The following is a 12,584-nucleotide window of genomic DNA, read 5'->3' as shown; positions in this document are numbered from 1 at the left end:
GGGCGCGTGGGGGCGGGCCGGTCCTCGGCCCCCCGGGGGGGGGGGGCCGGGGGGTATATAAACAGTTCGGTGTCCGTTTTTGCGGCCCTACGGGGGGGGCCCCCCCCCGGGGGGGCGGGGGGGGGGGGGGCCGCAGCCGCACGCGTACACGTAACACGTACGACAGGGCTCAGAAGGTGAGCTTCCAGCTGTCGATATAACCGGTGTCCTGCCGGGCGACGTCCTGGACCCGGAGCTTCCAGGAGCCGTTGGCCACCTCGCCGGCGGCGTTGACCGTGTACGTCGTGATGACGTTGTCGGCCGAGTCGCCACTGCTGGAGTTCTTCAGCCGGTACGCGCTGCCGTCCGGGGCGAGCAGGTCCACGACGAGGTCGCCGCGGTAGGTGTGCTTGATGTCGACGCCGACCTGAAGTGCGGCCGGGGCGTTGCCCGTTCGTCCGGTGACCGCGACCGAGGAGGTCACCGCCGCTCCGGCGTCCGGGATGGCGACGTCGGTGGTGTTGCTGAACACACCTTCACCCGTGGGCGGTTCGCCGGTGCCGGAGGACAGGGTCCAGATCGCGTGGGCGGCGGCGTCGCTGTTGCGGTCCAGGGCCGTGTCGTTGACGTTGCTCAGGTTGTCGCACGACGAGTGGTAGCAGCGGTCGAAGGCCTGGCCGGCCGTCCCGCCCCACTTCTGCGCCTGGGCGGCGGACTTGGTGTAGCCCGCGCCGGTGAAGAGGCCGCCGACGGGGACGCCGACGTTCTTGAACGGGGCGTGGTCGGAGCGGCCGTCGCCCTCGGTCTCGATCTCGGTGGGGACGTTCAGGCCCGCGAAGTAGTCCTTGAAGGTCTTCTCGATGACCGGGTCGTCGTCGTAGACGAAGTAACCGGCGTTGGGCGAGCCGATCATGTCGAAGTTGAGATAGCCGGAGAGCTTGGAACGCTCGGCGGACGGCAGGTTGTTGACGTAGTACTTCGAGCCGATCAGGCCCAGCTCCTCCGCGCCCCACCAGGCGAACCGCAGATGCTTGTCGGGCTGGTACCCGGCGCGGGAGACGGCGAGCGCGGTCTCCAGCACGGCGGCCGAGCCGGAGCCGTTGTCGTTGATGCCGGCGCCGGAGGAGACCGAGTCGAGGTGGGCCCCGGCCATCAGGACCTTGTTCGGGTCGCCGCCGGGCCAGTCGGCTATCAGGTTGTAGCCGGTGGCGCCGTTGGAGGTGAACTGCTGGAGCGTGGTGGTGTATCCGGCCGCGTCGAGCTTGGCCTTCACATAGTCGACGGACGCCTTGTAGCCGGGGCGGCCGTGGGCGCGGTTGCCGCCGTTGTTCGCGGCGATCGTCGAGAACTGCGAGAGGTGAGCCTTGACGTTGGCCACGGGGATGTCGGGGGCGGCCGCTGCGGCTGCCTCCGGCGTCGGCGCTCCGGCGGCCTGCGCGCCGGGCGCGGCGGTCGCGAGAAGGGCCGCGAGGGCTACGGCGGCGACGGCCGCCGGGGATCTGCGCAGGGTGAAGCGGTTCGGTCTCATTCACGGGCTCCGGATTCCGTTGGGGACTGACGGAACGTGCGGGGGGTACCCGGCCGCGCGGTGCCCGGTCGGGTCCTGGAGCTGGCTGTGCGCGATGCGTGACCGATGCTCAAGGAAATGACAGTGCTCCGTCAAGAGCGGAAACCGGACAGGTCCGTTCTATTAACGAACGGACCTGTGCCCGTGAACGCTGAAGCCTCCGGAGGAGGCCGGACATACCTCATACATCCAGACTCGCCCCGTCGCGCGGAGCGGGCCACTTGATCGCCCCGCAGGGCAGGACAGCCCTACGGGCGCAGGGCCCGCAGCAGCAGGTCCGCGAGGTGGTCGGCGACCTCCTGGCGGCTGAGCGGGCCGTCCGGGCGGTACCAGGTGGAGAGGTGGTGGACCGAGCCGAAGTGGTAGTCGACGACCAGGTCGGCGGGGGTGGCCGAGGAGAACACGCCGCTGTTCTGCCCCTCCTCGATCAGCGCCCGGAAGCGCTCGTGGTAGCGGCGGCGCTCGACGCGTACCTGCTTGTTCTTCTCGGGGCTCAGGTGGTGCATGGAGCGGAAGAAGATCGCGGCGTCGTCCAGGTTGTCGATGGTCGTGACCACCACGTCGGCCGCCGCGTCGCGCAGCCGCTGCTCGATGGGGGCCTCGGCGTCCGCGAAGGCGTCCAGGCGCTCCTGCTGCAGTCGCAGCACCCGGGCGTACACCTCCTGGAGCAGGTCCTCCTTGGAGCCGAAGTAGTGGTAGAGCGCCCCCTTGGTGACGCCCGCCGCCTCGACGATCTCCTGCACCGAGGTGCGGTCGTACCCGCGCTCGGCGAAGAGCCGGGTGGCGGCGGCCAGCAGCCTCTGGGGGACGGGAGTGCCGTTCTGGTCCGTCGCCTTGGCCATGAGCCGCCACCTTCCTTTCGTACTGTGCGTGTGCTGTTGGGACGCTGTTCTAACGGGGGGAACGCAGTTCCCGCCTGAGGATCTTCCCACTCGCCGTCTTCGGCAGCTCGGTCAGGATCTCCACCTCGCGCGGATACTTGTACGCGGCGAGCCGTTCCTTGCAGTACGCGCCCAGCTCGCCGGGCTCCACCGAGGCCCCCGGACGCAGACTCACGTACGCCCGGACCGTCTCCCCCCGGTAGGCGTCGGGCACGCCCACGACGGCCGCCTCCCGCACCGCCGGGTGGGTGTAGAGGACATCCTCCACCTCGCGGGGCCACACCTTGAACCCGGAGGCGTTGATCATGTCCTTCTTGCGGTCGACGACGTACAGCCAGCCCGCCGCGTCCATGAACCCGATGTCGCCGGTGCGCAGCTCCCCGTCCGGGAAGGCGGCGGCGGTGGCCTCGGGGAGGTTCCAGTAGCCGGAGACGACCTGGGGGCCGCGCACCGCGATCTCGCCCTGCTCCCCGAAGGGCACCTCGCGGCCCTCCTCGTCGAGGATCCGGACCACGGTGTCGGGGCCGGGTACGCCGACGGAGAGCGTGCCGGAGACCGGGTCGACGGGGGCCTCGCGCTCGGGCGGGACCGAGGCGCAGGGGGCGGTGCACTCGGTGAGCCCGTAACCGTTGCGGATGTACGGGCCGAAGCCGGCGCGGAACTTCTCCACGAGCGCGGGCGGCAGGGGCGCACCGCCGGAGGAGATCACCCGGAACGAGGCGAAGTGGTCCGGGGTGACGTCCGGGTGCGCGGCCAGCGCCATGAAGGCGGTGGAGGGCCCGACGGTGTAGGCGGGCCGGTGGGCGGCGAAGGCCTCCAGGACGACGCCCGCCTCGAAGCGGTAGGCCAGGACGAGCGTGCCCGCGTTGGCGACGCAGGCGGCGAGCTGGCAGACCATGCCGGTGATGTGGAAGAGCGGGGCGAGCGCGAAGTAGGCGGAGCCCTCGGCGATCGGATGGCCGGTGCGCTGGCGTTCGGCGTTGACCATGATGTTGCCGTGGGCGTTCATCGCGCCCTTGGGGGTGCCGCTGGTGCCGGAGGTGTAGCTGATCAGCGCGGTGTCGGCGGCGGTGAGACCGCGGTCGGCCGGGGCCGGGTTCCCGGCGCGGGCGGTGGTCAGCAGGTCGTCCGCGAGGTCGTCGGGCCCGGGGGCGGGGAGCCTGTCGAAGCCGAGGACGCGGGGGTCGTCGACGCTCTGGAGGTCCCGTTCGCAGGCGGTGAGCGCGATGGAGAGGTCCGGAGCGGCCTCGGCGGTCTCCCTCAGGTACGCCTCCCACGCCCGGTCCGAGCAGATCAGCGCGGTGACCCCGGCGTCCTTGAGTACGTGGCCGACCTCGCCGGACTTGTACATCGGGTTGAGCGGGACGACGGTCGCGCCCGCCTTCCATGCGCCGAGCACCGCGAGGACGAAGTGCGGGCTGTTCTGGAGCATGACCGCGACCCGGTCGCCGCGGCGCAGTCCCCGGGCGGCGAGGTGCCCGGCCACCGAGTCGGACAGCGCGTCGGTCTCGCGGTAGCTCAGCCGGCCGTCGAAGTAGGCCAGGGCCGGGTGGTCCGGGGCTCGGTCGACGGCCGCCCGCCAGGCGTGGAGCACGGTCGGGGGCGGGGTGACGGGGGCGCGCTGGGCCTCGCTGAGGAGGGCGAGCCAGGGCTGGGCGGCGTAGATCGAGGCGGTGGGGGCCGGGGCGTCGGCGGTCGCGGGTCCGGAGGTCGCGGGTCCGGAGGTCGGGTCGTTCATGCGCCGCTCGCCTCCCACTTCTGCTGGAGGCGGTTCATATTGCCCATCCACCGGTCCGGATCGGCGGCGCGCGCCTGGTAGTAGCCCGCCACCTCGGGGTGCGGCAGGACCAGGAAGCGGTCCGCGTCCATCGCCTCGAACAGGGCGTCGGCGACGGCGTCCGGCTCGATGGCGCCGGGCGCGAGGACCAGCTCACCGGCCGAACCGGCGGCGGTGAGCATGTCGGTGCGCACGCCCTGCGGGCAGATCGCGTGGACCTTGATCCCGCGGTGGCGGTAGGTGAGCGAGAGCCACTCGGCGAACGCGACCGCCCCGTGCTTGGTGACGCTGTACGGGGCCGCGCCGATCATCGTCAGCAGCCCGGCGGCGGAGGCGGTGGTGACGAAACGGCCGCTGCCGCGCTCCAGCCACTCCGGCAGAAGGGCCTTGGCCGCGCGGACGTGGGCCATCACGTTGACGTCCCAGGCGGCGGCCCAGACCTCCTCGTCGGCGAACGCGTCACCGGGCGACGCAAGGCCCGCGTTGGCGCAGTAGACGTCCACCGTGCCGTCCAGCGCCTCCCGGGCCGCGTCCACGATCCCCGAGGCGTCCCCGGCGACGGCGATGCCGCCGATCTCCTTCGCGAGCGGTTCGATCCGCGCGAGGTCGAGGTCGTTGACGACGACCCGCGCCCCTCCGGCGGCGAACCTGCGGGCCAGAGCGGCTCCGATGCCGCCTCCGGCCCCTGTGACCACCACGCCGGCGCCCTGCACCGTACCCATCGTCATCCCGCCTCTCCGATCCGGCTACACCGGCAGACTAACCGGTCGGTATGTGATCGGGGAAGGGTCGAGGGAGGGTCGGGAACGGGGCGGACGGGGCCCTTACGGATCGCCGGGACCGGCCGGCGGAATCGGCGCGGCCCAGGTCGTTCCGTGCGACCCCGGCGCGCGCTAGCGTGCGTGGCCATGACAGTCGGCGCGATCATGGAGGTAGCGGAATGAGCCTGTCCCGACGTGGTGTCCTGGCCGCGGGAGGCGCCGTGGGAGCGCTCGCGGCGACGGCGGCCGGCACCGGTCGCGCCGCCGCTTCGGCCCCCGGGCGCGGCTCCGGACACGGGCGCGGCCGGGTGCGTACCGGCTTCGACCGGCTGGCGGCCGACGGCTACCGGCTGCTGCGGGGCCAGAAGGTCGGGATCGTCACCAACCCGACCGGCATCACCGCCGACGTCCGGCACATCGTCGATGTGATGCACCCGGACGACCGGGTGAACCTGACCGCCGTGTTCGGCCCCGAGCACGGCTTTCGGGGCACCGCGCAGGCGGGCGGCTCCGAGGGCCGTTACGACGACCCGGCGACCGGGCTGCCGGTCTACGACACGTACCTCAAGAGCGGGCAGGACCTCGCGGACATCTTCACCGCGTCGGGCGTGGACACGGTCGTCTTCGACATCCAGGACGCGGGCGCGCGCTTCTACACGTACATCTGGACGCTGTACGACTGCATGGAGGCGGCCGCGCTGGCGGGCAAGCGGCTCGTCGTACTGGACCGGCCGAACCCGGTGACCGGGCGGGCGGCGCTGGGCCCGGTGCTGGACCCGGCGTTCGCCACGTTCGTCGGCCGCCGGGAGATCGCCCAGGCGCACGGGATGACGGTGGCGGAACTGGCGCTGTTCTTCAACGCGGAGTTCCTGCACGAGAATCCGGTACGCCTTGAGGTGGTGACGATGTCAGGGTGGCGGCGCTCGGACTTCTTCGACGACACCGGGCTGCCGTGGGTGCCGCCGAGCCCGAACATGCCGACGCCCGAGACGGCCCTCGTCTACTCCGGCACCTGCCTCTTCGAGGGCACGAACCTCTCCGAGGGCCGGGGCACCACGCGCCCCTTCGAACTCCTCGGCGCGGAGGGCATCGACCACCGCTGGGCGGCCGCGGCGAACGCGCTGGAGCTGCCGGGGGTCGCCTTCAGGGAGGCGTACTTCGCGCCGACGTTCTCCAAGTTCCAGGGCAAGACCGTGGGCGGGGTCCAGATCCACGTCCAGGACCGGGAGGCCTTCGACCCGGTCCGCACCGGGATCGCCCTGCTGGTCACCGCCAAGCAGACGTGGAGCGGCTTCGCCTGGCGGCCGGACAACTGGATCGACAAGCTCACCGGGAACACCCGGGTCCGCACGATGATCGACGCGGGCGCGGACACCGACGAGGTCGTACGGGCGTGGCAGCGGGACCTGTCGGCGTTCCGGGCGAAGCGGCGGAGGTATCTGCGGTACGGCGGTTGAGACCGGTGTTCGCATCGGGCCGGGCCACGGGGTCCGGCCCGATACGAAGAGGGCGTGCCCTAGTTCAGCTCCATGTCGCCGAGGTACTCGCCGTCGTCGGTGAGGCCGCGCTTGCGGAAGCCGAGCCGGAGGTAGAACTCCTCGGGCCCGCCCTCGCCGGGCTTCCAGGTCACGGTCGAGACCGTCCCGCCGCGCCGGCGGATCTCCTCGTTGACCGCGCCCACGGCGAACCGCCCGTACCCCCGGCCCTGCTCGCCGGCGGCGACGGCGAGCCGCCAGAGCCCGGAGCGCTTCGGAGCGTCCGGCACCCCGGCGTCGAAGTCGAACGCCAGGTCGAAGTACGCCATCACGAAGCCGACGGCGCGCTCACCGTCGCAGATCAGCCGGGGCCAGGCGACGGGGTGCACATAGGCCTCGGCCAGGGACTGCGCGACCGGGGAGACGAACCTGCGCTGCTCAGGCGCTACTTCCAGCCGACAGGCGTCGAGCACGTTGTCCGGGGTGATCTTTTCCAGGCGCGGGTGAGCTGCTGTCATGAGGGGATCCAACCGCACGGAACCGTGACGCCGCCAACAAGTTTCGGGCACGCTCGCACCGCCGCGCGCCCGCGCACCACCCGCCCGTGCGCCGCTCCGCTTCCGCCCGCGGCACCCCGTCCCACATGGGGAGTCTCGGCCAATGGGCGGATTTCATCTTTCGATGGAGCCGAAACGGGCAGGCGTACGTCCATTCCTTGACGTCCAAGGACGAGCGACGGAGGTGGCGGTGCCATGGCCGGTTTCCGGAGTCTTGCGAGACAGGTCCGCGATCCGCTGGGTGATCTGGCCCTGCGGCGGTATTCCCTGCGCAAGTGTTTGGAGAGGTTCGCCCCGTACGGGCACCGGGCGACCTGGGACCATCTGTGCGCCCGGCACGGGATCGGTCCCGAGGACCGGGAGCCCGATCCGGTGCGCCTGATGCGTGCGCTGGACGAGCTGGAGGAGGCGCGGGCCGTCTGGCTCGCCTACGAGGCGGGGTTCGCGGAGCGGCGGCGGCGCGAGAAGCACGAGGGGCTGCGGCGGCCCGGCGCCTTCGACGACTGGCACCGCCGGACGTGGGGCGGCCACGGGGTGGCCCGCTGCACCGACCCGGAGGTGCATCCCACCGAGCCGCTGGCCGAGGTCCTGCGGCGGCTGATCGCGGCCCTCGGCTCCGGTCCCGGCTCGGCCTGTCCGGTCTGCGCGGGCACCGGCATCGAGTGGCGGCAGGAGCGGGGCGACGAACCGTGGGCGGGCCCGGTGTGCACGGGCTGCGGGATCGCGGTGCCGCAGCCCGCCCTGACCGACCGAACGCTGGCCAGGGCCCGGCTGCCACGGCACCGGAGGCCGGCCGCGGCGGCGGCGTGAGCCCCGCCCTCCCGGACCGGTTGGTCCAGCCGGTGGTCTAGGGGGTGTCCGGCGACTGCTTGCGTTCGGGCATCAGGCGGGAACCGGTGATCTTCTCGCCGTTGATGTCGTCGGGGTTGGAGAGCACGCAGGTCTCCAGCGACAGGCAGCCGCAGCCGATGCAGTCGGTCAGGTGGTCGCGCAACCGGTGCAACTGCGTGATGCGCTCGTCCAGTTCTTTGCGCCACGCCGCGGAGAGACGGGCCCAGTCCTCACGGTTCGGCGTGCGCTCCTCGGGCAGTTCGGCGAGCGCGTCCCGGATCGTGGCCAGCGGAATGCCGACGCGCTGGGCCGCCCGGACGAACGCGACCCGGCGCAGCGCGTCACGGGAGTACCGGCGCTGGTTGCCGCTGGTGCGGCTGCTGGTGATCAGGCCCTTGGACTCGTAGAAGTGCAGGGCCGAGACGGCTGCGCCGCTGCGCGCCGAGAGCTGGCCGACCGAGAGTTCGTGGAGTGTCTGTGGGATCTGGGGCACCCCTCAAACCTACTGCCATGTCGTTGACAGGAACCCGGCGCACGACGATGCTGAGCAAGCGCTTAGACATCGCGCCGGATGGTGCGTCGAGCCGGAAGGCAGGGACCGGGAACATGGCAGAGCCGAGGATCTTCACGTCCGCGCAGGAGCTGCGGGACGGAGTGGACGAGCAGCTGGGACACAGCGACTGGCTGGAGATCGAGCAGAAGAGGATCGACCAGTTCGCCGAGGCGACCGGCGACCACCAGTGGATCCACGTGGCCCCGGAGCGGGCGAAGGACGGGCCGTTCGGCACGACCATCGCGCACGGCTATCTGACGCTCTCGCTGCTGCCCGCGCTGGTGCCGCAGGTGATGCGGGTCGAGGGCATGAAGATGGGCATCAACTACGGGACCAACAAGGTCCGTTTCCCCTCGACCGTCCCGGTCGGCTCGCGGCTGCGGGCCACGGCGGTGCTGCGGGACGTGACGGAGGTGGGCGGCGGCGTGCAGGTCACGGCGGTCGTCACGGTCGAGCGCGAGGGCAGCGAGAAGCCGGCCTGCGTCGCGGAGTCGGTGTCCCGCTACTACTTCTGACCCGAAGCCGCACGGGCCCCGACCATCCGCAGGACGAGGTCGGCGTACAGCTCGCCGACCTCGTCGGGCGTGCGGCTGCCCTGGGCGTTGAACCAGCGGGCCACGTCGATGCAGAGGGAGAGCACCGCGAGCGTGGTGCCGGGGACGTCGGGGACGTCGAACTCGCCGTCGCGCACCCCTTCGCCGATGATCCGGCGCACCACCGCGTCGCTCCTGCGCCGCAGCGCGACGATCTCGGTGCGGTGCTCCTCGCCCAGCGCGTCCAGCTCGTACTGCACGACCCGGGCGGTGGTGTGCCGTTCCGCGTGCCAGCGGACGAAGGAGCGGACGGCCCCGGCGAGCCGTTCGGCGGCCGTGCCGTCCCGGTCCGCCTCGGAGTCGAGGACGTACAGCGCCCGCTCGTGGCCGATCTTGCTGATCCGGTGGAGCAGCTCTTCCTTGGTCTTGAAGTGGATGTAGAGCGCGGCCGGGCTCATCCCGGCCCGGCCGGCGATGTCACGGGTGGTGGTCGCGTGGTACCCGCGCTCGGCGAAGGCGTCCACGGCGGCGACGAGGAGCCGCCTGGCCGCCTCGGGGTTGACCTCGCCCCACGGCGTGTCCTCGCCGGTCGTCTCCTCCGCTGCATTCATCGCCCAGGACCCCTCTCCGTCAGCAGGACGAACACCATACCCCGAACCTGAGCAAGCGCTTAGGGGTTGTCCGGCCGATGGTGCCGGGTCAGAGCTTCTGGAAGGGGTCGTGCTCGGCGAGGATCTTCTCCAGCCGGGCCTGGTCGACGCGGCTGTAGATCTGCCCGGCCTCCTGGCGGTCCCTGATCACCTTGGCGAGCGTGAAGCAGGACGTGACCAGGTAGAGCACGCCGATGGCGAGGAAGCCGCGCACCCAGGCGTCGGCGTCGAGGAAGAAGATGCCGAAGGCGACCGCGCCGATGGCCACCATGAAGGAGGCCACGGCCTGGACGTAGAAGGCGGCGGTGCTCTGCTGCTTGACCGATGTCGTGTCACTCATGGGTTCAGCATCCGCCGACGTGGCGCACGCCACATCCGCGCCCGTACTCAGGCCGGATCAGGCCGGTACTCAGACACCCGTACGAGCCCGGGCAGAGGGGCTCAGAAGGCGGAGACGCCGGTGAGCGCGCGGCCGATGATCAGCTTCTGGATCTGGCTGGTGCCCTCGTAGAGCGTCATCACGCGGGCGTCCCGCAGCAGCTTGCCGACCGGGTACTCGTCGATGTAGCCGTAGCCGCCGAAGACCTGGAGGGCGTTGTTGGCGCAGCGGACGGCGGCCTCGGAGGCGTACAGCTTGGCCTTGGACGCGGCGGTGGCGAAGTCCTGGCCCCGGTCGATCAGGTCGGCGACCCGCCAGGTCAGCAGCCGGGCGGCGTCCACGTCCACGGCGATGTCGCTCAGCAGTTCCTGGACGAGCTGGTGGCGGGCGATGGGCTTTCCGAACTGCTCGCGCTCGCCGGCGTAGCGCACGGCCGCGTCCAGGGCGGCCTGGGCGATGCCGACACAACCCGCCGCGACCGACATGCGCCCCTTGGCGAGGGCGGACATGGCGATGGAGAAACCCTTGCCCTCGGGGCCGAGGAGGCAGGACGCCGGTATCCGGACGTCCTCCAGGACCAGTTCGGCGGTGGCCTGGCCGCGCAGGCCCAGCTTGCCGTGGATGGTGCGGCGGGTGAGGCCGGGGGTGTCGGCGGGGACGAGGAAGGCGGAGACGCCCCGGTGGCCGGGGCTGTCGTTCGTCCGCGCGAAGAGCAGGACGACGTCGGCCCAGGTGCCGTTGGTGATGAACATCTTGGTGCCGTTGACCACGTAGTCACCGCCGTCGCGGACGGCCCGGGTGGCGAGGTTCCCTGCGTCCGAGCCGGTGCCGGGCTCGGTGAGGCCGAAGCAGCCGATCGCCTCGCCGGAGGTGAGCCGGGGCAGCCACTGCCGCTTCTGCTCCTCGCTCCCCCAGGACGCGATCGTCTTGGCGACGAGACCGAGCGATACGGAGACGATGCCCCGCACCGAGGAGTCACCGCGCCCCAGCTCCTCGGTGACCAGGCAGTAGGAGAGATGGTCGCCGCCGGAGCCGCCGTACTCCTCCGGGACGGTCAGCCCCAGGAAGCCGAGTTCCCCGAGCTTGCCGACGATCGACCTGTCGACATTCTCGGCCCGGTCCCATGCCACGACGTGCGGGGCGACCTCGCGGGCGACGAAGTCCTCGGCCAGTTTCCGGACGGCTTCCTGCTCCTTGCTGAGCGCCAGGTCCATCGCGCGCCACCCCGCTTCCCTCGATCAGTTAATTAGCACTGCTAGTTTCTGGTTCGCAGGGCCTACTATGAGCCGCATGGCCCGACCGCGCAAGCCCCTCCTCAGCAGAGACCGCATCGTCGCGGCGGCGAGCGCGCTCGTGGACTCCGAGGGGCTGGACGCCGTATCCACCCGCCGGCTGGCGGCCGTGCTGGGGGTCAGCGGGCCCTCGCTCTACAACCACTTCCGCAACAAGGAGGAGATCCTCGACGCCGTCGCCGACGCGGTCTCCGTACAGGTCGACCTGTCGATGTTCGAGGAGTCGGACCCGCGCGACTGGCGTGCGGCGCTGCACGACTGGGCGCTGTCCTACCGGGCCGCCCTCGCCGCGCACCCGCACATCGTCCCGGTCCTCGCCCGGGGCCCCGGCCGCCGCCCGGCGGGGCTGCGGGTCGCCGACGCGGTGTTCGGGGCGATGGTGGGGGCGGGGTGGCCGGCCGCGCAGGCGACCCGGATCGGGGCGCTGATGCGGTACTTCATCACCGGCTCGGCGCTGGGCTCCTTCGCCGGGGGTTTCGTCGACGACGAGACGGCCTACGACCCCGCCGACTACCCCCACCTCGGTCAGGCCCACCTGCTGGCCGACCACCGCCGCCAGGTCGACGAGGGGGCCTTCGAGACGGGGCTGCGGGCGCTGCTGGACGGGTTGGCGATCCAGTACGAGCAGTACGCGCGGGCGGGGGGCGACGACGTGGCGGCGGTTCGGCCGGCGCCGAACCGTCCGTGACGCACGCTGGACGTATGGACCGTTCCCTCCGGCCACGGCCGCACGACTCCACCGCCGTACGCCTCGCCGCGCTGGCCGCCCTCCTCGCGGACGAGACCCGCGCGTCCTTCTGCCTGGCGCTGCTGGACGGGCGGGCCTGGACCGCCGGTGAGCTGGCCCGGTACGCCGGTGTCGCCCCGTCCACCGCCAGTGAGCACCTGGGACGGCTGGTCGCGGGCGGACTGCTCGCCGAGGAACGGCAGGGCCGCCACCGCTATGTCCGGCTGGCCGGCGAACGGGCGGCGCACCTGGTGGAGGAGCTGGCGTCGCAGACGATGACCGGCGAGCAGGAGCCGCCGCGGCCCCTGCGGGCAGCGAGTGTCGGCAGTGCGCTGGCCCGGGGGCGTACCTGTTACGACCATCTCGCGGGGCGGCTCGGCATCCGGATCACCGAGGCGATGACGGTACGGGGGCTGCTGCGGCAGGACGCCGGGTTCGCGCTGACCGAGGCGGGCCTGGAGTGGTTCGGCGCGCTCGGCATCCCCCTGGACCGGTCGGGGCGGCGCCCCCTGGTGCGGAGCTGCCTGGACTGGACGGAGCGGCGCCCGCATCTGGCAGGGGCGGCGGGGGCGGCGCTGTGCGCGCATGCGCTGGAGGCGGGCTGGTGCGAGCGGTTCGGGGC

14 protein-coding genes are annotated in these 12,584 nt (G+C 72.0%); 5 read left to right on the top strand and 9 right to left on the bottom strand.

What is annotated here, in order from left to right; translation table 11 throughout:
• Positions 1-169: 169 nt before the first annotated feature.
• The 4 genes from JS521_RS22325 to JS521_RS22310 form a co-directional block, all read right to left on the bottom strand.
• A complete protein-coding gene (locus tag JS521_RS22325; protein WP_205084724.1) occupies positions 170-1,507 on the bottom strand; it encodes a M28 family metallopeptidase in 1,338 nt (445 codons plus the stop codon).
• 287 nt (positions 1,508-1,794) lie between these two features.
• Positions 1,795-2,388 carry a TetR/AcrR family transcriptional regulator gene (locus JS521_RS22320; protein WP_205084723.1) on the bottom strand — a complete coding sequence of 198 codons (594 nt, stop codon included), beginning with the start codon at positions 2,386-2,388 and terminating at the stop codon, positions 1,795-1,797.
• 49 nt (positions 2,389-2,437) lie between these two features.
• Entirely contained in the window at positions 2,438-4,165 is a 1,728-nt protein-coding gene (locus tag JS521_RS22315; protein WP_239487660.1) for an AMP-binding protein, read from the bottom strand.
• On the bottom strand, positions 4,162-4,932 hold the full coding sequence (locus JS521_RS22310; RefSeq protein WP_205084722.1) for an SDR family oxidoreductase: 771 nt from the start codon (positions 4,930-4,932) through the stop codon (positions 4,162-4,164). The genes JS521_RS22315 and JS521_RS22310 overlap by 4 nt, the downstream gene beginning before the upstream one ends.
• Before the next feature lie 212 nt (positions 4,933-5,144).
• Between JS521_RS22310 and JS521_RS22305 the strand changes: the two genes are divergently transcribed.
• On the top strand, positions 5,145-6,422 hold the full coding sequence (locus JS521_RS22305) for an exo-beta-N-acetylmuramidase NamZ family protein (RefSeq protein ID WP_205084721.1): 1,278 nt from the start codon (positions 5,145-5,147) through the stop codon (positions 6,420-6,422).
• A 59-nt stretch (positions 6,423-6,481) separates the two neighbouring features.
• Here JS521_RS22305 and JS521_RS22300 read toward each other — a convergent pair whose 3' ends face one another.
• The gene (locus tag JS521_RS22300) at positions 6,482-6,958 is read right to left on the bottom strand and encodes a GNAT family N-acetyltransferase (protein ID WP_205084720.1); all 477 of its coding nucleotides are present in this window, start codon (positions 6,956-6,958) and stop codon (positions 6,482-6,484) included.
• Positions 6,959-7,192: 234 nt separating this feature from the next.
• Between JS521_RS22300 and JS521_RS22295 the strand changes: the two genes are divergently transcribed.
• Positions 7,193-7,807 (top strand): hypothetical protein, encoded by a 615-nt coding sequence (locus tag JS521_RS22295; protein ID WP_205084719.1) that lies wholly within the window; start codon positions 7,193-7,195, stop codon positions 7,805-7,807.
• Between the two features lie 37 nt (positions 7,808-7,844).
• On the opposite strand, the gene soxR is transcribed toward JS521_RS22295, so the two are convergent.
• Positions 7,845-8,321: a redox-sensitive transcriptional activator SoxR gene (soxR, locus tag JS521_RS22290; protein ID WP_205084718.1), complete on the bottom strand. Its 477-nt coding sequence runs from the start codon at positions 8,319-8,321 to the stop codon at positions 7,845-7,847.
• Between the two features lie 113 nt (positions 8,322-8,434).
• Here soxR and JS521_RS22285 point away from each other — a divergent pair, with 113 nt between their 5' ends.
• Positions 8,435-8,896, top strand: a complete 462-nt coding sequence (locus JS521_RS22285; RefSeq protein ID WP_205084717.1) for a MaoC family dehydratase — start codon at positions 8,435-8,437, stop codon at positions 8,894-8,896.
• Here the strand turns inward: JS521_RS22285 and JS521_RS22280 are convergent.
• The 3 genes from JS521_RS22280 to JS521_RS22270 all read right to left on the bottom strand — a co-directional run bounded on the left by JS521_RS22280 (position 8,887) and on the right by JS521_RS22270 (position 11,157).
• Positions 8,887-9,525 (bottom strand): TetR/AcrR family transcriptional regulator, encoded by a 639-nt coding sequence (locus tag JS521_RS22280; protein ID WP_205084716.1) that lies wholly within the window; start codon positions 9,523-9,525, stop codon positions 8,887-8,889. The genes JS521_RS22285 and JS521_RS22280 overlap by 10 nt on opposite strands.
• An 88-nt stretch (positions 9,526-9,613) precedes the next feature.
• Positions 9,614-9,904, bottom strand: a complete 291-nt coding sequence (locus JS521_RS22275) for a YiaA/YiaB family inner membrane protein (protein ID WP_205084715.1) — start codon at positions 9,902-9,904, stop codon at positions 9,614-9,616.
• A gap of 101 nt (positions 9,905-10,005) precedes the next feature.
• Positions 10,006-11,157 carry an acyl-CoA dehydrogenase family protein gene (locus JS521_RS22270; RefSeq protein WP_205084714.1) on the bottom strand — a complete coding sequence of 384 codons (1,152 nt, stop codon included), beginning with the start codon at positions 11,155-11,157 and terminating at the stop codon, positions 10,006-10,008.
• Positions 11,158-11,233: 76 nt separating this feature from the next.
• Here JS521_RS22270 and JS521_RS22265 point away from each other — a divergent pair, with 76 nt between their 5' ends.
• A complete protein-coding gene (locus JS521_RS22265; RefSeq protein WP_205084713.1) occupies positions 11,234-11,923 on the top strand; it encodes a TetR/AcrR family transcriptional regulator in 690 nt (229 codons plus the stop codon).
• Between the two features lie 14 nt (positions 11,924-11,937).
• The coding region (locus JS521_RS22260; protein ID WP_205084712.1) for an ArsR/SmtB family transcription factor at positions 11,938-12,584 on the top strand (647 nt) is incomplete at its 3' end.

This window comes from Streptomyces durocortorensis (genome assembly GCF_016901035.1).
GTDB classification, from domain to species: Bacteria; Actinomycetota; Actinomycetes; order Streptomycetales; family Streptomycetaceae; genus Streptomyces; species Streptomyces durocortorensis.
Note: the sequence above shows the minus strand (reverse complement) of the source record. Positions and strands in the feature narration are given on the sequence as shown.